Annotated in this window: 18 protein-coding genes; 11 read left to right on the top strand and 7 right to left on the bottom strand. The window is 70.2% G+C overall.

Translation table 11 applies throughout. The features are described 5' to 3' along the window. Positions 1–44: 44 nt before the first annotated feature. The 7 genes from CFB43_RS14445 to CFB43_RS14415 all read left to right on the top strand — a co-directional run bounded on the left by CFB43_RS14445 (position 45) and on the right by CFB43_RS14415 (position 7,496). On the top strand, positions 45–1,001 hold the full coding sequence (locus CFB43_RS14445; protein WP_089495532.1) for a sugar kinase: 957 nt from the start codon (positions 45–47) through the stop codon (positions 999–1,001). Next, complete coding sequence (locus CFB43_RS14440; protein ID WP_089495531.1) at positions 989–2,356, top strand: D-tagatose-bisphosphate aldolase, class II, non-catalytic subunit; 1,368 nt, start codon at positions 989–991, stop codon at positions 2,354–2,356. The genes CFB43_RS14445 and CFB43_RS14440 overlap by 13 nt, the downstream gene beginning before the upstream one ends. A gap of 58 nt (positions 2,357–2,414) precedes the next feature. Then, complete coding sequence (locus tag CFB43_RS14435; protein ID WP_089495530.1) at positions 2,415–3,740, top strand: ABC transporter substrate-binding protein; 1,326 nt, start codon at positions 2,415–2,417, stop codon at positions 3,738–3,740. Between the two features lie 99 nt (positions 3,741–3,839). Further along, positions 3,840–4,793 (top strand): carbohydrate ABC transporter permease, encoded by a 954-nt coding sequence (locus CFB43_RS14430; RefSeq protein WP_046544533.1) that lies wholly within the window; start codon positions 3,840–3,842, stop codon positions 4,791–4,793. Further along, the gene (locus CFB43_RS14425; protein ID WP_089495529.1) at positions 4,790–5,641 is read left to right on the top strand and encodes a carbohydrate ABC transporter permease; all 852 of its coding nucleotides are present in this window, start codon (positions 4,790–4,792) and stop codon (positions 5,639–5,641) included. Before CFB43_RS14430 ends, CFB43_RS14425 begins: the two co-directional genes overlap by 4 nt. Then, positions 5,638–6,324, top strand: a complete 687-nt coding sequence (locus CFB43_RS14420; RefSeq protein WP_089495528.1) for an HAD family hydrolase — start codon at positions 5,638–5,640, stop codon at positions 6,322–6,324. Before CFB43_RS14425 ends, CFB43_RS14420 begins: the two co-directional genes overlap by 4 nt. Before the next feature lie 62 nt (positions 6,325–6,386). Then, positions 6,387–7,496, top strand: a complete 1,110-nt coding sequence (locus tag CFB43_RS14415; protein WP_089495527.1) for an ABC transporter ATP-binding protein — start codon at positions 6,387–6,389, stop codon at positions 7,494–7,496. Between the two features lie 196 nt (positions 7,497–7,692). On the opposite strand, the gene CFB43_RS14410 is transcribed toward CFB43_RS14415, so the two are convergent. The 4 genes from CFB43_RS14410 to CFB43_RS14395 form a co-directional block, all read right to left on the bottom strand. Further along, complete coding sequence (locus CFB43_RS14410) at positions 7,693–8,706, bottom strand: sugar-binding transcriptional regulator (protein ID WP_089495526.1); 1,014 nt, start codon at positions 8,704–8,706, stop codon at positions 7,693–7,695. Between the two features lie 65 nt (positions 8,707–8,771). Continuing rightward, entirely contained in the window at positions 8,772–10,253 is a 1,482-nt protein-coding gene (gene xylB, locus CFB43_RS14405) for a xylulokinase (RefSeq protein ID WP_089495525.1), read from the bottom strand. Between the two features lie 83 nt (positions 10,254–10,336). Further along, positions 10,337–11,731, bottom strand: coding sequence for a D-arabinitol 4-dehydrogenase (gene dalD, locus CFB43_RS14400; protein ID WP_089495524.1), 1,395 nt, complete (start codon positions 11,729–11,731; stop codon positions 10,337–10,339). A 188-nt stretch (positions 11,732–11,919) separates the two neighbouring features. Then, positions 11,920–12,831, bottom strand: coding sequence for a LysR family transcriptional regulator (locus CFB43_RS14395; RefSeq protein WP_179254835.1), 912 nt, complete (start codon positions 12,829–12,831; stop codon positions 11,920–11,922). Positions 12,832–12,930: 99 nt separating this feature from the next. On the opposite strand from CFB43_RS14395, the gene mdlC reads away from it, so the two are divergent. The 4 genes from mdlC to CFB43_RS14375 all read left to right on the top strand — a co-directional run bounded on the left by mdlC (position 12,931) and on the right by CFB43_RS14375 (position 18,651). Further along, entirely contained in the window at positions 12,931–14,538 is a 1,608-nt protein-coding gene (mdlC, locus tag CFB43_RS14390) for a benzoylformate decarboxylase (protein WP_089495892.1), read from the top strand. Between the two features lie 38 nt (positions 14,539–14,576). Further along, complete coding sequence (locus CFB43_RS14385; RefSeq protein ID WP_089495523.1) at positions 14,577–16,028, top strand: aldehyde dehydrogenase; 1,452 nt, start codon at positions 14,577–14,579, stop codon at positions 16,026–16,028. A 14-nt stretch (positions 16,029–16,042) separates the two neighbouring features. Continuing rightward, entirely contained in the window at positions 16,043–16,987 is a 945-nt protein-coding gene (locus CFB43_RS14380; protein WP_089495522.1) for a ketopantoate reductase family protein, read from the top strand. A gap of 266 nt (positions 16,988–17,253) precedes the next feature. Then, positions 17,254–18,651: an MFS transporter gene (locus CFB43_RS14375; RefSeq protein WP_089495521.1), complete on the top strand. Its 1,398-nt coding sequence runs from the start codon at positions 17,254–17,256 to the stop codon at positions 18,649–18,651. 30 nt (positions 18,652–18,681) lie between these two features. Here the strand turns inward: CFB43_RS14375 and kynA are convergent, their stop codons facing one another. From kynA to kynB, 3 genes are all read right to left on the bottom strand, one after another. Next, a complete protein-coding gene (kynA, locus tag CFB43_RS14370) occupies positions 18,682–19,614 on the bottom strand; it encodes a tryptophan 2,3-dioxygenase (protein ID WP_039368343.1) in 933 nt (310 codons plus the stop codon). 78 nt (positions 19,615–19,692) lie between these two features. Then, entirely contained in the window at positions 19,693–20,946 is a 1,254-nt protein-coding gene (gene kynU, locus CFB43_RS14365; RefSeq protein WP_241022843.1) for a kynureninase, read from the bottom strand. A 25-nt stretch (positions 20,947–20,971) separates the two neighbouring features. After that, a complete protein-coding gene (kynB, locus tag CFB43_RS14360; RefSeq protein WP_089495520.1) occupies positions 20,972–21,613 on the bottom strand; it encodes an arylformamidase in 642 nt (213 codons plus the stop codon). Positions 21,614–21,736 lie beyond the last annotated feature (123 nt).

Genomic DNA, 21,736 nt, shown 5'->3' with positions numbered 1-21,736 from the left:
GCCCCGAACGTCGCGGCCGCCGTCGAACGAGGAGGGTTAGCCTGATGGCCGAGATCGTCGTCGCCGGCGAACTGCTCGCCGAATTCGTCGCCGCCGAGCGCGGCCAGGGTTTCGATACGCCGGGCCTGTTCGAAGGGCCGTTCCCGAGCGGCGCGCCGGCGATCTTCGCCGACCAGGCCGCGCGGCTCGGTGCACGTGTTGCGTACGCGGGCTGCGTCGGCCGCGATGCATTCGGCGACGCGATCGTCGCGCGGCTCGAACGCGATGGTGTCGACGTCGCGCGCATCCGCCGCGTCGCGCGCCCGACCGGCACCGCGTTCGTCGCGTATCGCGACGACGGCTCGCGCAGCTTCGTGTTCACGTTGTCCACCAGTGCGGCTGCGTGTGTCGACGATTCCGATGTCGATACCGCGATGTTCGACGGCTGCCGCTATTTCCACGTGATGGGCTCGTCGCTGACGAGCGAATCGGCGATCGCGGCGGTGCAGCGCGGCGTGATCGAGGCGGCGCGCGCCGGCGCGAAGGTGTCGTTCGATCCGAACGTGCGGCCGGAAATGCTGAGTTTTCGCCCGATGCGCGCGGCGCTCGACGCGATGCTCGCCGCGTGCCACCTGTTCCTGCCGAGCGAAGCCGACCTGCCGTTCTTCTGCGGGCCGCAGCCGGCCGAGCGCGCGATCGCGGGCCTGCTCGCGACGCATCCGCTGCTCGAGCGGGTCGTGCTCAAACGCGGTGCGCAAGGCAGCGTCGCGTTCGATCGCGCGCACCGGGCGGAAGCGCCGGCGTTCCAGGTCGACGAAGTCGATCCGACCGGCGCCGGCGACTGCTTCGGCGGCACGCTGGTCGCGAGCCTCGTCGCCGGCGTGCCGATCGAGGTTGCGCTGCGTCGCGCGAACGCGGCCGGGGCGATCGCGGTCACGCGGCGCGGCCCGATGGAGGGCAACAGCAGCGCGGCCGAAATCGACCGTTTCCTGACCGAACGAGGTATCGCATGTCCGGCCTGACGACCTTCGCCGAGCGTTTGCGCACCGCGCACGCGGACGCCGTGCTGCGGATGATCTTCGACGCAAACCGCGCTAACGCGCAGCGCGGCATCTATTCGATCTGCAGCGCGCACCGGCTCGTGCTGGAGGCCGCGTGCGAAGCGGCGCGCGCGGACGGCTCGCCGTTGCTGATCGAGGCGACCTGCAACCAGGTGAACCATCTCGGCGGCTATACGGGCATGACGCCTGCCGATTTCCGCCGCGACGTGGACGCGATCGCGCAGCGTTGCGGGCTGCCGCCGTCGGCGCTCGTGCTCGGCGGCGACCATCTCGGCCCGAACCCGTGGCGGCATCGCCGCGCGGCCGATGCGATGCGCGAAGCGGGCGCGATGGTCGCCGCGTACGTCGAAGCCGGCTTCGAAAAGATCCACCTCGATGCGAGCATGGCGTGCGCGGACGATCCGGCGCGGCTCGACGATCGCACGATCGCCGCGCGCGCGGCCGAACTGTGCCGCGCGGCGGAAGACGCGGCAGCGCGCGCCGGCCTCGCGCCTGTCTACGTGATCGGCACCGAGGTGCCGACGCCGGGCGGCGAAGTCAGCGGCAGCGGTGACGACGGTGACAACGGCGACGCCGCGATCGCGCAGATCGCGGTCACGCGCAGCGACAGCATCGCGGCGACGCTCGACGCGCACCGCCACGCGTTCGCGGCAGCCGGGCTCGACGATGCGTGGACGCGCGTCGTCGCGATCGTCGCGCAGCCGGGGGTCGACTTCGACGATCGCCACGTGCTCGACTACGACAGTGCCAAGGCCGCGTCGCTCGGCGCGAGTATCCTGCAGACGCCGGGCCTCGTGTTCGAGGCGCATTCGACCGACTACCAGACCGAGGGGGCGCTCGCCGCGCTCGTGCGCGACCACTTCGCGGTGCTGAAGGTCGGCCCCGCGCTGACGTTCGCGCTGCGCGAGGCGCTGTTCGCGCTGACCTTCATCGAGGACGCATTGATCGACGACGTCGCGCAGCGCTCGCGGTTGCGCGACGTCGTCGACGCCGCGATGCGCGCGCAGCCCGAGCACTGGGCACCGTACTACCGTGGCGACGAAACCGCGCAGCGGCTCGCGCGCCAGTTCAGCTACAGCGACCGGATCCGCTACTACTGGCTGCAGCCGGCCGTCGCGGCCGCGGTCGAGCAACTGTTCGACAACCTCGCGCGGCAGCCGGTGCCGGAAACGCTCGTCGCGCAGTGGTTGCCGGACGTGTACGCGGCCTGCCGCGCGGGCGGCCTCGCGAAAGAGCCGCGCGCGTGGGTGCGCCACCGGATACGCGACGTGATCGCGCACTATGCGCGCGCGTGCGGAATGCAGCGGCCGGCGTGACGGGCCGAGAAGGAAACGCAGTACCGACGACACTTCGAACAAACACAGGAGACATGCCATGCAACGAAAGATGCTCGACGCCGCCGCACGCTGCTTCGCCGGAGCCGCGCTCGCGACGGCGGCCTGCGCCGCGTCCGCCGGCACGCTGACGATCGCGACGCTGAACAATCCCGACATGATCGAGCTGAAGAAGCTGTCGCCGGCCTTCGAGAAGGCGAACCCGGACATCAAGCTGAACTGGGTGATCCTCGAGGAGAACGTGCTGCGCCAGCGCGCGACGACCGACATCACGACCGGCAGCGGCCAGTTCGACGTGATGGCGATCGGCACCTACGAGACGCCGCAGTGGGGCAAGCGCGGCTGGCTCGCGCCGATGACGGGCCTGCCCGCCGACTACGACCTGAACGACATCGTGAAGACCGCGCGCGACAGCCTGTCGTACAACGGCCAGCTGTACGCGCTGCCGTTCTACGTCGAGAGCTCGATGACGTTCTACCGCAAGGACCTGTTCGCGGCGAAGGGGCTGAAGATGCCCGACCAGCCGACCTACGACCAGATCGCGGAATTCGCGGACAAGCTCGCCGACAAGGCGAAGGGCACCTACGGGATCTGCCTGCGCGGCAAGGCGGGCTGGGGCGAGAACATGGCGTACGTGTCGACGGTCGTGAACACGTACGGCGGCCGCTGGTTCGACGAGAACTGGAACGCGCAGCTGACGTCGCCCGAGTGGAAGAAGGCGATCAATTTCTACGTGAACCTGCTGAAGAAGAACGGCCCGCCGGGCGCGAGCTCGAACGGCTTCAACGAGAACCTGACCCTCACCGCATCGGGCAAGTGCGCGATGTGGATCGATGCGACGGTCGCGGCCGGCATGCTCTATAACAAACAGCAGTCGCAGGTGGCCGACAAGATCGGCTTCGCGGCCGCGCCGGTCGCCGCTACGCCGAAGGGTTCGCACTGGCTGTGGGCGTGGGCGCTGGCCGTGCCGAAGACGTCGAAGCAGCAGGACGCCGCGCGCAAGTTCATCGCGTGGGCGACGTCGAAGCAGTACATCGAGATGGTCGGCAAGGACGAAGGCTGGGCGTCGGTGCCGCCGGGCACGCGCACGTCGACCTATCAGCGCCCCGAGTACAAGGCCGCCGCGCCGTTCTCGGACTTCGTGCTGAAGGCGATCGAGACGGCCGACCCGAACGATCCGTCGCTGAAGAAGGTGCCGTACACGGGCGTGCAGTACGTCGGGATTCCTGAATTCCAGTCGTTCGGCACGGTGGTCGGCCAGTCGATCGCGGGTGCGGTCGCGGGCCAGATGTCGGTCGACCAGGCGCTCGCCGCCGGGCAGGCCGCCGCCGACCGCGCGGTGCGGCAGGCCGGCTACAAGAAGTAACGCGGCCCGCACCGTGCGCGGTGGCGCACGGTGCGCGTCGTCGAAGCTGACAGGCGGGCAGGCCTTCGCGCCCGCGCATCAACCGGAGGGACTCCGATCATGCGTCACCTGCGTCTTCCCCTGAGCCACGCTCACGCGCCGTCGGTCGGCGACGCGTCGTCGCCGCCCGGCGCGCCGCGCCGCGCGCGCGGCGGCGCGAGCTGGCTCGTCTCGCCGTCCGTCGCGGTGCTGCTGCTGTGGATGTCGATTCCGCTCGCGATGACGATCTGGTATTCGTTCTCGCGCTACAACCTGCTGAACCCGGACGTGAAGGGCTTCGCCGGGCTCGACAACTACCGCTTCCTCGCGACCGATCCGTCGTTCCTGCCCGCGATCTGGCACACGCTCGTGCTGATCGGCGCGGTGCTCGCGATCACGGTGATCGGCGGCGTGCTGATGTCGGTGCTGTTCGACCGCAAGTTCTACGGGCAGGGCGTCGCGCGCCTGCTCGCGATCGCGCCGTTCTTCGTGATGCCGACGGTGTCCGCGCTGATCTGGAAGAACATGATCCTGCACCCGGTGTACGGGCTCGTTGCGAACGCGATGCGCGCGCTCGGCATGACGCCGATCGACTGGTTCGCCGATTACCCGCTCACCGCCGTGATCATCATCGTCGCGTGGCAGTGGCTGCCGTTCGCGTTCCTGATCCTGTTCACCGCGATCCAGTCGCTCGACCAGGAGCAGAAGGAAGCGGCGCGCATCGACGGCGCGGGCCCGATCGCGATGTTCTTCTACATCACGCTGCCGCACCTGAAGCGGGCGATCGCCGTGGTCGTGATGATGGAGACGATCTTCCTGCTGTCGATCTTCGCGGAGATCTACACGACGACCGGCGGCGGCCCCGGCAATGCGACGACCAACCTGTCCTACCTGATCTACGCGCTCGGCCTGCAGCAGTTCGACGTCGGCCTCGCGTCCGCGGGCGGCATCATCGCCGTGGTGGTTGCGAACGTCGTGTCGTTCTTCCTCGTGCGGATGCTCGCGCGCAACCTGAAGGGGGAATACGAGAAATGAGCGACCTGACTTTGGAAAGCCGGCGCGTGCCGGCCGTGTTCGACCTCGTGCGGCGCGCGCTGCCCGGCACGCTCGCGTGGCTGATCGCGCTGCTGCTGTTCTTCCCGATCTTCTGGATGGCGATCACCGCGTTCAAGACCGAGCAGCAGGCGTATGCGTCGTCGCTGTTCTTCATCCCGACGCTCGACAGCTTCCGCGAGGTGTTCGCGCGCAGCAACTACTTCGCGTTCGCGTGGAACTCGGTGCTGATCTCGGCGGGCGTCACGGTGATCTCGCTGCTGTTCGCGGTGCCGGCCGCGTACGCGATGGCGTTCTTCCCGAACCACCGCACGCAGAAGGTGCTGCTGTGGATGCTGTCGACCAAGATGATGCCGTCGGTCGGCGTGCTCGTGCCGATCTACCTGCTGTGGAAGAACGCGGGGCTGCTCGATACCGTGTCGGGCCTCGTGATCGTCTACACGCTGATCAACCTGCCGATCGCGGTGTGGATGACCTTCACGTACTTCAACGAGATCCCGAAGGACATCCTCGAGGCCGGGCGCATCGACGGCGCGTCGACGTGGCAGGAGATCGTCTACCTGCTGATGCCGATGGCGCTGCCGGGGCTCGCGTCCACCGCGCTGCTGCTCGTGATCCTGTCGTGGAACGAGGCATTCTGGAGCATCAACCTGTCGAGCTCGAATGCGGCGCCGCTGACCGTGTTCATCGCGTCGTACTCGAGCCCCGAGGGGCTGTTCTGGGCGAAGCTGTCCGCGGCGTCGCTGCTCGCGGTCGCGCCGATCCTGATCGTCGGCTGGCTGTCGCAGAAGCAGCTCGTGCGCGGGCTCACGTTCGGAGCCGTCAAATGACCGCGATGAACGTCCTGATCTGCGATTGCGACGGTGTGCTGATCGACAGCGAGGCGGTGGCGGCCGACGTGCTCGTGCGCGAACTCGATGCCCGCTGGCCGGGCGCGGATGCGCGGCCGGCCGTGATGCCGCTGCTCGGGCTGCGCATCGAGCGCGTGCTGGCCGGCGCATGCGACGCGCTCGGCCGCACGCTGTCGAACGACGACGTCGTCGAAATCCGCGCCGCGGTCGAGGCGGCGGCCGTCAACGCGCCGATGGTCGACGGCATCGATGCGGCGCTGGCCGCGATCGAACTGACGACGGCCTGCGCGAGCAACAGCTACCGTGCGTACGTCGAGGCGGCGCTGACCCGCACGGGCCTCGCACGCTTCTTCGGCGACCGGCTGTTCTGCGCGGACGCCGTCGCGCGGCCGAAGCCGGCGCCCGACGTGTATCTCGCGGCGGCGCGCACGCTCGGCGTCGCGCCGGCCCGGTGCCTCGTGGTCGAGGACAGCGTGACCGGCATCACCGCGGCCGCCGCGGCCGGCATGACCGTGCTCGGCTTCGTCGGCGGCGGGCATGCGTCGGCCGCGCAGATCGACGCGCTGCGCGGCATCGGCGCGCGTCACGTCTTCGACGACATGCACGAGCTGCCCGGCTACGTCGCGCGCTGGCAGGCGACCGGCGCGGTGCTGCCGAACTAGCCACCCCGAATGATTGCGCGCCGCGTTCGACGCGGCGCATCACGAACGAACGGAGACAGATCATGGCAAGCGTGCTCCTGCGCAACATCGCGAAGCGCTACGACGACACCGAAGTGCTGCGCAACGTGAACCTCGACATCGCCGACGGCGAATTCGTCGTGTTCGTCGGCCCGAGCGGCTGCGGCAAATCCACGCTGATGCGGATGATCGCCGGCCTCGAGGATATTTCGAGCGGCGACCTGCTGATCGACGGCGCGAAGGTCAACGACGTGCCGAGCGCGAAGCGCGGCATCGCGATGGTGTTCCAGTCGTATGCGCTGTACCCGCACATGACGCTGTACGACAACATGGCGTTCGGCCTGAAGCTCGCGGGCGCGAAGAAGCCGGAGATCGACCAGGCGGTGAAGCAGGCCGCGAAGATCCTGCACATCGACCATCTGCTCGACCGCAAGCCGAAGCAGCTGTCGGGCGGCCAGCGGCAGCGCGTCGCGATCGGCCGCGCGATCACGCGCAAGCCGAAGGTGTTCCTGTTCGACGAGCCGCTGTCGAACCTCGACGCGGCGCTGCGCGTGAAGATGCGGCTGGAGTTCGCGCGGCTGCACGACGAGCTGAAGACGACGATGATCTACGTGACGCACGACCAGGTCGAGGCGATGACGCTCGCCGACAAGATCGTCGTGCTGTCGGGCGGCGCGGTGCAGCAGGTCGGCACACCGAACGAGCTGTACCACGCGCCGGCGAACCAGTTCGTCGCGGGCTTCATCGGCTCGCCGAAGATGAACTTCCTGAAGGGCACCGTCGAAGCGGTCGATGCGGGCGGCGTGCTCGTGCGTTTCGACAGCGGCGAGACGCAGCGCGTCGCGGTCGAAGCAGCGGGCTTGCAGCGCGGCGCGGCGGTGACGGTCGGCGTGCGGCCCGAGCATCTGAAAGTCGAAGCTTCGGCGACCGGCGTTGCTGCCAGGGTGATGGCCGTCGAGTCGCTCGGCGATGCCGCGTATCTGTACGCGGAGTCGGCCGTCGCGCCGGACGGGCTGATCGCGCGGATTCCGCCGCTCGACACGTACCGCACCGGCGAGGCGCTGCATGTGCAAGCGGAAGCCGAGCACTGCCACCTGTTCGACGAGCACGGGCGGGCGTTCCGGCGGTTGAGCGTGCACGCGAAGGCCGCATGACGGCCGGCGCCTGCGCCGGTCAGACGCGCAGGGGTTCGGCCATCTAGTCTATGAACGCGCGCGGCCTGGGGGGCGGATGCCGGCCCCACGATCACGGTGTGGGGGGCGGCGCGTGGCGTGCGCGCCGGCATGCGTTTCCGGCGCCGCACGCGGCTTGAGCGTTCGACACAGCCGCGCGCGGTGCGCGGCTTCTGCGTCAGGTCGCTTTCGCGGCGAGCGCGGCGCGCGCGCACGCTTCGTCGGTGACGAGCCCCGACAGCCAGCCGCCGCGCAGCGCGGCAATCACCGCGTCGTGTTTCTTCGGGCCGCCGGCGAACGCGATCGTCGGCAGCTTCGGCGGCGTGGCGAGCGCGACGCTCGTTACGCGCGCGCTCGTCGATACGGCGATCTGCGTGCCCTGCGCGTCGATCGGCACGCCGAGCAGTTCGGCCACCGCGCCGAGCGCGGTCATCTCGTCGCGCTCCTGTTCGGTGATGAAGCCGTCTTCATAGAGCGGGCAGTGTGGGCCGATGTTGCCGATCCCGACGAACGCAACGTCGGCCTTGCCCGACAGCGCCTCGACGATCCGGTACAGCCGGTGATTGCACCACTGCGCGCGCTCGGCGTCGCTGTCGGCGAACAGCGGCGCGGGCAGCAGGAAGTGCTTGCTGCCGGTTTTCTCGGAGATGTACTGCGCGACGTCGTAGCGGTTCGACGAGCCGTCGGCGGCGATCGCGCCGACCATCGACACGAGCCGGTGCTGCGGGCGGTCGATCTGCGCGATCTGCGCGACCGCGGCCTTCAGCGTCCGGCCGCTGCTGACCGCGATCACCATCGGCCGGGTTTCGTTCAGGTAGCGCTCCATCACCTGCGCGCCGGCGACCGCGAGCTTGCGGTCGATCGCGTCGGGCGCATCGGCATCGACGGGCACGACTTCGCACATCGCGAGGCCGTAGCGCTTCGACAGCTGCGCGCCGAGGTCGAGACAGTCGGCGAGCTGGTGGTCGACGCGCACGCGGATCAGGTTCTTCTCGACTGCGAACGCGACGAGGCGCTGCGCGACCGGGCGCGATACCTGCAGCTTTTCCGCGATTTCGTTCTGCGTGTCGCCCGCGACGTAGTAGAGCCACGCGGCACGCGTGGCGAGATCGAGTTTTTCTGAGGACTTGGACACGATAGCGATTCGGTTCGGATCGGGGGGGCGCCCCGCGGGCCGGCCGGCGGGCCGCATGGCGGCATCCACTGTACCGCATGTCGCGCGTACGGCCGACGGCCGGCACGCGCGGCGTGCGGCGCTTACGCGAGCCGTGCGCGCGACGGTTCGTACAGCGGCTGCACGTGACGGTACAGCGCGCGGAATGCATCGAGGCGTTCGCGCAGCAGCGCATGGCGGGCCGCATCCGGCGCGTATTCGGCGCGCACCGGCGGCTTGGTCAGCACCGCATGCGGATCGCCGCCGACGGCCAGCCAGCCGAGCCGTGCCGCGCCGAGTGCCGCGCCGGTTTCGCCGCCGCCGTGCTGGCGCGTGCGCACGTTCAGCGCATCGGCGATCAGCCGTGCCCAGAACGCGCTGCGCGCGCCGCCGCCGATCAGCGACAGCTGGTCGGTTTCGACGCCGGCCGCATGCAGCGCGTCGAGACCGTCGGCGAGGCCGAGCGTCACGCCTTCGAGTACCGCATAGCCGAGGTGCGCGCGTTCGGTCGCATGCGTCATCCCGAAGAACACGCCTTGCGCGTACGGGTCGTTGTGCGGGGTGCGCTCGCCGGACAGGTAGGGCAGGAAAAGCGGGGCCGTTGCGAGCGCGTCGGCGTCGAGCGTTTCGATTTCCGCGAGCAGCGCGGGCTCGTCGGTGCCGGTCAGCTTGCAGACCCAGCGCAGGCAGCTCGCGGCCGACAGCACCACGCTCATCAATTGCCAGCGATCGGGAATCGCATGGCAGAACGCATGCACGGCCGATGCGGGGTTCGGCATGAAGCGATCGCCGACCACGCTCAGCACGCCGGACGTGCCGAGCGAGACGAAGCCGTCGCCCGCATGGATCGCGCCGATGCCGAGCGCACTCGTCGCGTTGTCGCCGCCGCCGCCGGCCACCACGACGGCCTCCGACAGCCCGAGTTCGCGTGCGATGTCGGCGCGCAGCGTGCCGGACGGCGCGTTGCCTTCGACGATGCGCGGCATCTGCTCACGCGTCATCCCGCACGCGGCGAGCAGCGCGTCCGACCAGTCGCGGCGCGCGACGTCGAGCCACAGTGTGCCGGCGGCGTCCGATGGATCGGACACCTTCGCGCCGGTCAGCCGGAACCGCAGGTAGTCCTTCGGCATCAGTACGCAGGCGGTCGCCGCGAACACGTCGGGTTCGTGCTTCGCGACCCACAGCAGTTTCGGCGCGGTGAAGCCCGGCATCGCGAGGTTGCCGGCCAGTGCGTGGAGATCGGGCGCGCGTTCGGTGAGCAGCGCGCATTCGTCGGCGCTGCGCATGTCGTTCCACAGGATCGCGGGGCGCAGCACGCGATCGTCGCGGCCGAGCAGCACGGCGCCGTGCATCTGGCCCGACAGGCCGATGCCGCGCACGGCCGCGAACGCGTCGCGGTGCCGTTCGCGCAGCGCCGCGAGCGCGGCGAGCGTGCCTTGCCACCAGTCGTCCGGATGCTGTTCGGCCCAGCGCGGATGCGGCCGCGACACGGTGAACGGCGAGCCGGCGGTGCCGACGACCGTGCCGTCCGGGGCGAGCAGCAGCACCTTCACTTCCGAGGTGCCGAGGTCGATGCCGAGATACATGAGCGATCCGTTCCGTCAGTGGGGAGTCGCTACTTTAGCCGCGCGGCCGCGCCCGTGCCAAGGCAGGTTCGCCCGGATGCACGTCAGCGTGCCGCGAGCCATGCGTCGACACGCCGGAGTCCGCCGCGCAGGGCCTCGAACAGCGCGGCGTTGCCGGCGAGCGAGCCCCACAGCTGCCGGTTCGCGCCCAGCGCGACGACGGGGTCGTCGGCCTGGACGATCGCGCGCGCGGCGCTTTCGTCCATCACGCCGTCCTGGTACGCGTACGGCAGCGCGCCGCGCGCCCAGCGTTCGAGAAAGCGCAGGAACAGCGCGGGCAGCACGGCGGTGGCGACCGGCGCCGCGCCGCGTGCGAACGATTCGGCGAGCGTCGGCGCGATGAAGCCGGGAATCTTCGAGAAACCGTCGGCCGCGACGCGCTGGTTCGTGTCGAGCACGTACGGGTTGCCGAAGCGTTCGAGCACGACGTCGCGGTAGCGCGCGAGATCGAGCGGGCTCGGCGTGAGGCACGGGATCACGTCCTGCGTCACGTAGTCGTGCGCGAAGCGGCGGATCGCCGCGTCGTGCGTGCCTTCGTGGATATACGTATGGCCCGCGAGCGTGCCGGCCCACGCGATGCAGCTGTGCGTCGCGTTGAGGATGCGGATCTTCGCTTCCTCGTACGGGTGCACGTCGTCGACGAGTTCGGCGCCGGCCACTTCCCACTTCGGCCGGCCGGCCGCGAAGCGATCCTCGATCACCCATTGGATGAACGATTCGCCCATCACCGGGCAGGCGTCGTCGAAGCTGGTGGCCGCCAGCACGCGCTCGCGCACGTCGGCGGTCGGGCGCGGCGTGATGCGGTCGACCATCGCGCTCGGTGTCGCGACGTTCGTATCGAACCATGCGAGCAGGTCGGCCTGGCCGCGCCGCTCGAGGAATTCGCGCATCCCCGCGCGAAAGCGCGCGCCGTTGTTGCGCAGGTTGTCGCAGCTCTGCAGCGTGAGCGGGCCCGCGCCGCGCTTCACGCGTTCGGCGAGCAGCGCCGCGAGCGCGCCGTACAGCGTCGTGCGCGCGCCCTGCAGGTCGGCTGCGAGATCGGGGTTCGCGAGGTCGAGGCGGTTGTGTTCGTCGAGGTAGTAGCCGCCTTCGGTGACGGTGAACGACACGATCCGGCAGGCCGGATCGGCGCCGGCGTCGATCAGTGCGGCGAGGTCGATCGACCACGGCAGCACGCGCGTGATCGCGCGGATCGTCTCGTACGCGCGCTCGCCTTGCGGCGTGACGGTTTCGAGCGTGTAGGCGCCGTGCTGCGCGGCGAGCGCGTCCATCGTCGCGCGCATGTCGTCGCGGATGTTGCCGACGGTCAGCGACCAGCACTCGTCGGCCGGGACGGCCGCGTTCACGCGATGCAGATACCACGCCTGGTGCGCGCGGTGAAACGAGCCCGCGCCGATGTGCAGCAGCACGGGCGTGCGGGCGGAGGGCGATGCGCTCATCCGGTGTGTCTCCTGTTCGTGCCTGACAGTCCTGTCGAATACGATCATTTGCTCTTTGTGTGAGCGAATGATCGTATTCGGGCGAGCGAAAGTCAAGGCGGGGAAACGGCATTTCGATGGTGCGCTGCGGCGGTGGCGTGCGGGTGGGGCGGGAGGGCGCGAACGGGTGGCCGGTGCGGAAAGCGCCGTCAGCGACCTTCGCGCGTCAACGCGACGAGTTCCTCGAGCAGCTTGCCCGCTGGCCCCGGCAGGATGCCGTGGCGGCGCCGGAACGCGGTGAGCGTGCGCACCGCGACGACTTCGCGCACGGGCAACGTGTCGATCGTGCCGGCGCGCTGCTCGGCGCCGTACATCGGCTCGGCCATCCAGCTCAGGAAGCCCGCATGCGCGACGAGGCTCTTCAATGTAGTAACCGAGCGCGTCTCGACCGCGATGTCGGGCAGCGCGAGCCCGTGTGCGTCGAAGGTCGCGCGCATGTGGTCGAACGGCGCGGTGCCGCGCGGCGGAATCGCCCAGCGCGCGTGCAGCGTGTCGACGAGCGTCGGCGCGCGGCCGAGCGTGCGCAGCGGATGGTGCGGCGCCGCAACGATGTGGCTGCGATCCTCCCAGCGGCACTCGGGAATCGCGACGATCTCGTCGGTATCGGGCCCGTGCGCGGACAGCGCGAGATCGATCTCGTGCTTGTTCAGCCCTTCCGCGAGCCGGTCCCACACGCCTTCGATGATCTCGACGCGCAGGTTCGGCCAGCGGTCGAGCACACGGCCGACCGCAACCGGTAGCACGAGGCTCGCGATGCTGCCCACCGTGCCGACCTTGATCGTGCCCTTCGCAAACCCGCGCATCGCGTCGAGCTCCTCGCGTGCGTGCTCGGCCTCGTGCTGCAGCAGCGTCGCGTGCGGCAGCAGCGCCTCGCCGAACGCGGTGAGCTGCACGCCCTTCGAATGGCGCTCGAACAGGGGCGCGCCGACCTGGTCCTCGAGCCGCTTCAGGATCCGGCTCAGCGCCGGCTGCGTCACGTGCAGTGCGTCGGCCGCGCGGCCAAGGCTCCCGCACGCGACGATCGTCGTGAAGGCGCGCAATTGTCGGAGATCGAAACTCATGTCGAAACGGTATGGCTTATCGCAAAAAATACAGTATCCGAGAATGACTCGCGCTTCGATACTGTGGAAACCGCCAAGCCATCGAGGAGACGCCCGAGCATGTCCGGCCCTACGCCCCCTTCCGCCGCACCGATCACCGTTCGCGATGCGGTGATCGACCTGCTTCGCCAGTTCGGGATCGACCGCGTGTTCGGCAATCCCGGCTCGACCGAGCTGCCGATGTTCCGCGACTTCCCCGACGATTTCCGCTACGTGCTCGGCTTGCATGAAGCCGTCGTGGTCGGGATGGCCGACGGCCACGCGCAGGCCACCGGCAATGCGGCGGTCGTCAACCTGCATTCGGCGGCGGGCGTCGGCAACGCGATGGGCAATCTCTTCACCGCCTTCAAGAACCGCACGCCGCTGATCGTCACCGCGGGCCAGCAGGCACGCGCGATCCTGCCGTTCGACCCGTTCCTCGGCGCGACGCAGGCCGCCGAGCTGCCGAAGCCGTACGTGAAGTGGAGCATCGAGCCCGCGCGCGCGCAGGACGTGCCGGCCGCGATCGCGCGTGCGTACCGTATCGCGATGCAGGAACCGCGCGGCCCCGTGTTCGTGTCGATCCCGGTCGACGACTGGGATCAGCCGGCCGAGCTGCTGCCGCGCCGCGACGTCAGCAACGTCGTGCGGCCCGACCCGGACGCGCTCGCGCGGCTCGGCGATGCGCTCGACGCGGCGCGGCGTCCCGCGTTCGTGGTCGGGGCGGCCGTCGATCGCGCCGGCGCGTGGGACGACGTCGTGCGGCTCGCCGAGCGGCACCGTGCGCGCGTGTACGTCGCGCCGATGTCGGGGCGCTGCAGTTTCCCCGAGGACCATCCGCTGTTCGCCGGCTTCCTGCCCGCGATTCGCGAGAAGATCGTCGCGCGGCTCGACGGGCACGACCTCGTGTTCGCGTTCGGCGCGCCCGCGTTCACCTATCACATCGAGGGCTTCGGCCCGCACGTGCCGCCGGGCGCGACGCTCGTGCAGCTCGTCGACGATCCGGGCATTGCCGCATGGACGCCGTCGGGCGATGCGGTCGTCGGCAACCTGCGGCTCGCCGCGCGCGACCTGCTCGCGCGCCCGGCGCCGCCCGAGCGGCCGATGCCCGCGCCGCGGCCGCCGCGTGCGCGCGTCGAACCGCCGGCCGCCGGCGAGCGCATGTCGGTCGCGTTCGCGCTGCAGACGCTCGCGGACGTGCGCGACACGCACGACATCGTCGTCGAGGAAGCGCCGAGCGCGCGGCCCGTGATGCAGGAACACCTGCCGTTCACGCACAGCGGCACGTTCTACACGATGGACAGCGGCGGGCTCGGCTACGGGATGCCGGCCGCCGTCGGCGTCGCGCTCGCGCAGCCGGGCCGGCGCGTGATCGGGCTGATCGGCGACGGGTCGAGCCTGTATTCGATCCAGGCCCTGTGGAGCGCCGCGCAGCTGAAGCTGCCGGTCACGTTCGTGATCCTCAATAACCGGCGCTACGCGGCGCTGCAGGATTTCGCGCCGGTGTTCGGCTTCGGCCCGGACGATCCCGTGCAGGGCACCGATCTGCCGAACCTGGATTTCGTCGCGCTCGCGCAAGGAATGGGCTGCCGGGGCGTGCGCGTGTCCGATGCGGCGCACCTGCGTGACGCGCTGACCGACGCGCTGCGTGCGGCGACGCCGGTCGTCGTCGAAGTCGAGATTGTCTGAATGACGTGATGCGCAGTGCGCGTCCTGCCGGAGATTCCATGCAAACCGTATCGATGCTGATCGGCGGCGAACGCCGTCACTCATCCAGCGGCGCGACCTTCGCGCGCCGCAACCCGCTTGATGGCGAAGTCGCGTCCGAAGCGCCCGCGTGCACCGTCGACGATGCGCGCGCGGCGGCCGACGCGGCCGCCCGCGCGTTTCCCGCATGGGCCGCGCTCGGCCCCGGCGCCCGCCGCGCATTGCTGCTGAAGGCGGCCGCCGCGCTCGAAGCGAAGCACGAGCAGTTCGTCGCCGCGATGGCGGCGGAGACGGGCGCGTCCGCGCTGTGGGCCGGCTTCAATGTGCATCTTGCCGCGAGCGGGCTCGTCGAGGCCGCGTCGCTGACCACGCAGGTCGGCGGCGAGCTGATCCCGTCCGACGTGCCCGGTTCGCTCGCGATGGGCGTGCGGCAGCCGGCCGGCGTCGTGCTCGGCATCGCACCGTGGAATGCGCCGGTGATCCTCGCGACGCGCGCGCTCGCGCTGCCGCTCGCGTGCGGCAACACCGTCGTGCTGAAGGGCTCGGAGCTGTGCCCCGTCACGCACGGGCTGATCGTCGAGGCGCTGCAGGAAGCCGGGCTGCCGCCGGGCGTCGTCAATTTCGTGACGAACGCGCCCGAGGATGCGGGCACCATCGTCGATGCATTGATCGCGCATCCAGCGGTGCGCCGCGTGAATTTCACGGGCTCGACGCGCGTCGGCAGGATCGTCGCCGAAGCCTGTGCGCGCCACCTGAAGCCGTCGGTGCTGGAGCTCGGCGGCAAGGCGCCGTTCGTCGTGCTCGACGATGCCGATCTGGATGCGGCGGTCGCCGCGGCCGCGTTCGGCGCGTTCGCGAATTCCGGGCAGATCTGCATGTCGACCGAACGCATCGTCGTCGACGCGTCGATCGCCGATGCGTTCGTCGCGAAGCTCGCCGACAAGGCCGCGTCGCTGCCGCTCGGCGACCCGCGCCAGGGGCCCGTCGTGCTCGGTTCGCTGATCGACATGAAGGCCGTCGAGCGCTGCAACGCGCTGATCGACGATGCGCTCGCGCACGGCGCGACGCTCGTGTGCGGCGGCAAGGCCGACAGCACGCTGTTCCCGGCCACGCTGCTCGACCATGTGACGCCGGCGATGCGCATCTATGCCGAGGAGTCGTTCGGGCCGGTGAAGGGCATCGTGCGCGTCGACGGCGAGGACGCCGCGATCCGCTGCGCGAACGACAACGCGTTCGGGCTGTCGTCGGCCGTGTTCAGCCGCGATATCGCGCGTGCGATGCGCGTCGCGGCCCGCATCGAATCGGGCATCTGCCACGTGAACGGTCCGACCGTGCACGACGAGGCGCAGATGCCGTTCGGCGGCGTGAAGGACAGCGGCTTCGGCCACTTCGGCGGCAAGGCCGGCATCGCGGCGTTCACGGACCTGCGCTGGATCACGGTGCAGACCGCACCGCGCCACTATCCGTTCTGACGAGGCCGACGACGATGAGGATTGCGATTCTGGGCGCCGGCGCGATGGGCTCGCTGTTCGGCGGGCGGCTGGCCGAAAGCGGCGAGGCCGTCACGCTGATCGACGTGAACGATGCGCATCTCGATGCGATTCGCCGCGACGGATTGCGTATCGACGACGATCGGGGAGACCGACGCATCCGTACGTTGCAGGCCGTACGGCCGGAAGTGGCGAATGCGGCTGCGGCCGCATCGCCCGATGCATCGTTCGACATGCTGATCGTTTTCACGAAGTCGCTGCATACGCGCGCCGCGCTCGACGGCGTTCGCGCGCTGCTCGAGCAGGACACGCACGTGCTGACGCTGCAGAACGGGCTCGGCAACGTCGAGACGCTGAATGCGTTCGTCCCGCTCGAACGCATCCTGGTCGGCGTGACGACGTGGCCGGCCGACGCGGCGGGGCCGGCGCACGTGCGCTCGCACGGCGCGGGCGCGATCCACATGATGACGGCCGATGGCGCGGCACGCCCGTTCGCGGCGACGGTGGCCGATGCGCTGTCGCGCGCCGGGCTCGCTTGCACGCTCGACGCCGACGTATGGGCCGCGATCTGGGAAAAGGTCGCGTTCAACGCGGCGCTCAACACGCTGTGTGCGGCGACCAACTGCACGGTCGACCAGCTCGGCAACCATCACGACGGGCCGCGGCTCGCGCTCGCGATTGCAGCCGAGGTGGCCGCCGTCGCCCGCGCGAAGGGCATCGCGGTCGACGGCGAGCGCATCGCGCACAACGTCGAGCATGCGATCCACGCGCATCGCGGCCATCGCCCGTCGATGCTGCAGGACGTGCTCGCGGGCCGCCGCACGGAAATCGACGCGATCAGCGGCAAGGTCGTCGCGGCCGCGCGCGAAGCGGGCGTCGCGGTGCCGCATGCGGAAACGCTGCTCACGCTGGTCCGGCTGATCGACGCGCGGGTGAACTGAGCATCAGGCGGGCGGCGCGGCTTGCGCCGCACGACGAGACGAGCGCGTCGCGCGCAGGCGACGGCGCCGGATCGGGACAGGTTGGACGAGACACCGGAGGCGGCGCCGATGCGTCGACGCCGGCCGCCTGCGCAGCACGAGATCCGGGCACGCGCCACCGCGCCAGCCCGGGCAACCGGAGACGCCATGAACGCCATCGAATGCCGTTGTCTTGCCGCGCGCCGCTTGCGCATGTTGCCGCCAGCGCGCGGCGCACGGGAGGTCGCATGAGCACGCGCGACGGATTGCAACCGCCGTCCGTCGACATCGGCGCGACGCTCGACGACGGGCCGTTCACGACGATGCAGCGCTGCGTGGTGCTGCTCGCCGCGCTCGCGATCGTGCTCGACGGCTTCGACGGCCAGTTGATCGGCTTCGCGATCCCGGTGCTGATCCGCGAATGGGGCATCACGCGTGGCGCGTTCGCGCCGGCGGTGGCGGCCGGGCTGGTCGGGATGGGCATCGGCAGTGCGTGCGCGGGGATCGTCGCGGACCGCTTCGGCCGCCGCCAGGCCGTGATCGGCAGCGTGTTCCTGTTCGGCATCGCGACCTGCGCGATCGGCTTCGCGCCGGACGTCACGGCGATCGCGGTGCTGCGCTTCGTCGCAGGCCTCGGGATCGGCGGCGCCTTGCCGACGGCCACGACGATGACGGCCGAATACACGCCCGCGCGGCGTCGCACGATGATGGTGACCGCGACGATCGTCTGCGTGCCGCTCGGCGGGATGCTGGCCGGCCTGTTCGCGCACGAGGTGCTGCCGCGCTACGGCTGGCGCGGGCTGTTCCTCGCGGGCGGCGCGTTGCCGCTCGTGCTCGGCTTCGTGCTCGTGCGTGCGTTGCCCGAATCGCCGCGCTACCTCGCGCGGCGCCCCGCGCGCTGGCCGGAACTCGGCGCGCTGCTCGCGCGGATGGCGCGGCCCGTCGCGCCGGGCACCGCCTTCACCGACCTGCGGGACGCACGCGCGGCGGGCGGCCGCGGCGGCTTCGGCGCGCTGTTCGCGAGCGGCCAGGCGCGCGACACGATCGCGCTGTGGTGTGCGTTCTTCATGTGCCTGCTCGCCGTGTATGCGGCGTTCAGCTGGCTGCCGACGATGCTGGCGGCGAGCGGGCTGAGCGTGTCGGTGGCGGGGACGGGGCTCACCGCGTACAACCTCGGCGGCGTGATCGGTGCGCTGTTGTGCGCGTGGACGATCGCGCATGCCGGGTCGCGCTGGCCGCTCGTGCTGTGCAGTATCGGCGGCGCGGCGAGCGCGGTGTGGCTGATGGGCGTCGATGCGAGCCGCCACACGGGCTGGCTGATCGTCGGGCTCGGCCTGCACGGGTTGTTCGTCAACGCGGTGCAGTCGACGATGTATGCGCTCTGCGCGTACATCTACCCGACGGCCGTGCGCGCGACCGGCACCGCCAGCGCGCTCGCGTTCGGCCGGCTCGGTGCGATCCTCAGCGCGTTCGCGGGCGCGGTCGTGATCACCACGGGCGGCGCCACGGCCTATCTGACGATGCTGGCGATTGCGATGGGCGTGGTCTGCGTCGCGCTGCTCGTCGTGCGACGGCATATTCCGCGACTGTCGCGCGCGGGCGTGCAGCCGCGCGAAGGGGAGGCGCTGGCCCGCACGTCGTCGTGACGGCGGGCGGGCCTGGGGGCGCGTCGCGCGTTACAGCGTGGTGCGCACGTGCCAGAGCTCGGGGAACAGCACGACGTCGAGCATCTTGCGCAGGTACGGCGCGCCGCTGGTGCCGCCCGTGCCCTGCTTGAAGCCGATGATGCGCTCGACGGTCGTCACGTGACGGAAGCGCCACTGGCGGAACGCATCCTCGAGATCGACGAGTTCCTCGGCCATCTCGTAGAGCTCCCAGTGCTGCTGCGGATGACGGTACACCTCGAGCCACGCGGCTTCGACCGTCTCGTCGTGCCGGGTCGGCTGCGTCCAGTCGCGCTCGAGCCGCTCCGCCGCGATCGGGAAGCCGCGCCGCGCGAGCAGGCGCACGACTTCGTCGTAGAACGACGGCGCCTCGAGCGTCGCACGCACCTGTTCGAGGATGTCTGGCCGGTGCGCATGCGGCTGCAGCATCTGCACGTTCTTGTTGCCGAGCAGGAATTCGAGCTGCCGATACTGATAAGACTGGAAACCCGACGACTGCCCGAGATACGGCCGCATCGCCGAATACTCGGACGGCGTCATCGTCGACAGCACGTTCCACGCCTGCACCAGTTGCTCGAGAATCCGCGACACGCGCGCGAGCATCTTGAACGCGGGCGGCAGCGCGTCGGTGCGCACCGCGTCGAGGGCGCCGCGCAGCTCGAACAGCGCGAGCTTCATCCACAGCTCGCTCGTCTGATGCTGGATGATGAACAGCATCTCGTTGTGATCGGGCGACAGCGGATGCTGCGCGTCGAGGATCGAATTCAGCGACAGGTAGTCGCCGTAGCTCATCGACTTCGAGAAATCGAGCTGCGCGTTGTGCCAGCCGGCATCGCCGGGCACGTGCGACGCTTCGTGCGCGGCCGGGGCTGCTTGGGCCGAATGCGCGGCGCGCGCGCCCGAGAACGGGCAGCCCGCCGGCGCGTCGCCGCCGGGTGGCTGCATATGACCAGAATTCACGACTTTCTCCAGATTTGAATGACGGGGCGCGGCGCGCGGCTCGCGCGCGCCGGGCAAGGCCGATCAGGTCACCGCGCCGCGTTCGGCGAACTCGGGCGCCTTCCACGCGTCGGTGGCGAGGATGTCGCGCAGCGTCTCGACGGCATCCCACACGTCGGCGAAGCGCGTATAGAGCGGCGTGAAGCCGAAGCGCAGCACGTACGGCTCGCGATAGTCGCCGATCACGCCGCGCGCGATCAGCGCCTGCATCACTTCGTAGCCGTGCGGATGCTCGAAGCTCGCCTGCGAGCCGCGCTGGTGATGCGCGCGCGGCGTGACGAGCTTCAGCGACAGGCCCGCGCAGCGTGCCTCGACGAGCGCGATGAACGCATCGGTCAGTGCGAGCGACTTGCGGCGGATCGCGTGCATGTCGGTCTGCAGGAACACGTCGAGCCCGCATTCGACCATCGACATCGACACGATCGGCTGCGTGCCGCACAGGAAGCGCGCGATGCCCGGATCGGGCGCGAAGCCCGGCTGCATCGCGAACGGTGCGCGGTGGCCCCACCAGCCGGACAGCGGCTGCGAGAAGTGCGCGTGATGACGCTGCGGCACCCATACGAAGGCGGGCGAACCGGGGCCGCCGTTCAGGTACTTGTACGTGCAGCCGACCGCGCCGTCCGCGCGCGCGCCGTTCAGGTCGACCGGCACCGCGCCGGCCGAGTGCGCGAGATCCCACAGCATCAGCCCGCCGGCGTCGTGCACGAGCTGCGTGACGGCCGGCATGTCGTGCATGTAGCCGGTGCGGTAGTTCACGTGCGTGATCATCGCGACGGCCGTGTCCGCGCCGAGCGCGCCGGGCAGGTCGGCCGGGTCGTCGATCAGGCGCAGTTCGTAGTCGCCGCCGAGCTGCTCGATCAGCCCCTGCGCGATATACAGGTCGGTCGGGAAGTTCGAGCGTTCCGACACGATCACGCGGCGCTCGGGCGCGCGCTCGGCCTGATGGCGCACCATCGCCGACAGCAGCTTGAACAGGTTGATCGAGATCGTGTCGGTCACGACCGTCTCGCCGGGCGCGCCGCCGATCAGCGTCGCGAGCTTGTCGCCGAGACGGCGCGGCAGCGCGAACCAGCCGGCCGTGTTCCAGCTGCGGATCAGGCCTTCGCCCCATTCGGCGCCGATCACCTGCTGCGCACGGGCGGCCGATGCGCGCGGCTGCGCGCCGAGCGAGTTGCCGTCGAGGTAGATCACGCCGTCGGGCAGGGAGAACTGGTCGCGCAGCGGGGCGAGCGGATCGTCGCGGTCGAGCGCGAGCGCGTCTTCACGGGTCTTGATCATGATGTGGGGTCGTCAGTCGGGGTAATCAGGAAGCACGCGCGGGCAGCGCGCGCAGCACCGCGCGCACGGGGCTCGCGTCGAGCGTCGCGAATTTCAGCGGCAGTGCGATCAGTTCATAGTCGCCGGGCGGCACGTCGTCGAGCACGATGCCTTCGAGGATCGCCATCCGGTGCGCGCGCACGCGGTGATGCGCATCCATCGTCTTCGATTCCTGCGGGTCGAGCGACGGCGTGTCGATGCCGATCAGCTTCACGCCATGCGCGGCGAGCAGATCGACGGTCTCGGGCGCGACCGCGCAGAAGTGGCTGTCCCACTCATCGACGCTGGCGCGCGCACAGGTGCGCAGCAGTACGCGCGGCGGCACGCCGCCGAGCGCGGCCGCGACATCGGCCGGCTGCACGACCGGCGATGCGCCGATGCAATGGATCACGCGGCACGGGCCGAGGTAGGTGTCGAGCGGCACGGCGCCGATCGGCGCGCCGTCGGCGTCGTAGTGCAGCGGCGCGTCGCAGTGCGCGCCCGTGTGCGGCGACAGCGTCAGGCGCGCGACGTTGACCGGCGAGCCGGCCTCCATCCGCCACACGCGTTCGACGGAAACCGGCGTATCGCCCGGCCACACGGGGGTGGCGGGGCTGACAGGCGGCGAGATGTCCCAGAGGGTGTCCATGGCATGACGATTCGGTGAGTCGATCCTTCGAATGATAGGTGGACGCTCGCAGAAAGTGCTTGCGAAATAAACATGGACAATCCGCCGGATTGGCAGATAATTCGACTCAGAGGGAAAACGGGG

This window comes from Burkholderia sp. AU15512, assembly GCF_002223325.1.
In the GTDB taxonomy this organism is placed as follows: Bacteria; Pseudomonadota; Gammaproteobacteria; order Burkholderiales; family Burkholderiaceae; genus Burkholderia.
The sequence above is the reverse complement of the archived record's forward strand: the minus strand, read 5'-3'. Positions and strand labels throughout refer to the sequence as shown.

Bases quoted from the DNA above. Each gene is read 5' to 3' on its own strand.
- kynA (WP_039368343.1), bottom strand. From the start codon at position 19,614: ATGCAGCCACCCGGCGGCGACGCGCCGGCGGGCTGCCCGTTCTCGGGC.
- CFB43_RS14375 (WP_089495521.1), top strand. From the start codon at position 17,254: ATGAGCACGCGCGACGGATTGCAACCGCCGTCCGTCGACATCGGCGCG.
- CFB43_RS14425 (WP_089495529.1), top strand. From the start codon at position 4,790: ATGAGCGACCTGACTTTGGAAAGCCGGCGCGTGCCGGCCGTGTTCGAC.
- CFB43_RS14435 (WP_089495530.1), top strand. From the start codon at position 2,415: ATGCAACGAAAGATGCTCGACGCCGCCGCACGCTGCTTCGCCGGAGCC.
- CFB43_RS14445 (WP_089495532.1), top strand. From the start codon at position 45: ATGGCCGAGATCGTCGTCGCCGGCGAACTGCTCGCCGAATTCGTCGCC.
- CFB43_RS14385 (WP_089495523.1), top strand. From the start codon at position 14,577: ATGCAAACCGTATCGATGCTGATCGGCGGCGAACGCCGTCACTCATCC.
- CFB43_RS14420 (WP_089495528.1), top strand. From the start codon at position 5,638: ATGACCGCGATGAACGTCCTGATCTGCGATTGCGACGGTGTGCTGATC.
- CFB43_RS14440 (WP_089495531.1), top strand. From the start codon at position 989: ATGTCCGGCCTGACGACCTTCGCCGAGCGTTTGCGCACCGCGCACGCG.
- CFB43_RS14395 (WP_179254835.1), bottom strand. From the start codon at position 12,831: ATGAGTTTCGATCTCCGACAATTGCGCGCCTTCACGACGATCGTCGCG.
- kynU (WP_241022843.1), bottom strand. From the start codon at position 20,946: ATGATCAAGACCCGTGAAGACGCGCTCGCGCTCGACCGCGACGATCCG.
- CFB43_RS14430 (WP_046544533.1), top strand. From the start codon at position 3,840: ATGCGTCACCTGCGTCTTCCCCTGAGCCACGCTCACGCGCCGTCGGTC.
- xylB (WP_089495525.1), bottom strand. From the start codon at position 10,253: ATGTATCTCGGCATCGACCTCGGCACCTCGGAAGTGAAGGTGCTGCTG.
- CFB43_RS14415 (WP_089495527.1), top strand. From the start codon at position 6,387: ATGGCAAGCGTGCTCCTGCGCAACATCGCGAAGCGCTACGACGACACC.
- mdlC (WP_089495892.1), top strand. From the start codon at position 12,931: ATGTCCGGCCCTACGCCCCCTTCCGCCGCACCGATCACCGTTCGCGAT.
- CFB43_RS14410 (WP_089495526.1), bottom strand. From the start codon at position 8,706: ATGCGGCCCGCCGGCCGGCCCGCGGGGCGCCCCCCCGATCCGAACCGA.
- kynB (WP_089495520.1), bottom strand. From the start codon at position 21,613: ATGGACACCCTCTGGGACATCTCGCCGCCTGTCAGCCCCGCCACCCCC.
- CFB43_RS14380 (WP_089495522.1), top strand. From the start codon at position 16,043: ATGAGGATTGCGATTCTGGGCGCCGGCGCGATGGGCTCGCTGTTCGGC.
- dalD (WP_089495524.1), bottom strand. From the start codon at position 11,731: ATGAGCGCATCGCCCTCCGCCCGCACGCCCGTGCTGCTGCACATCGGC.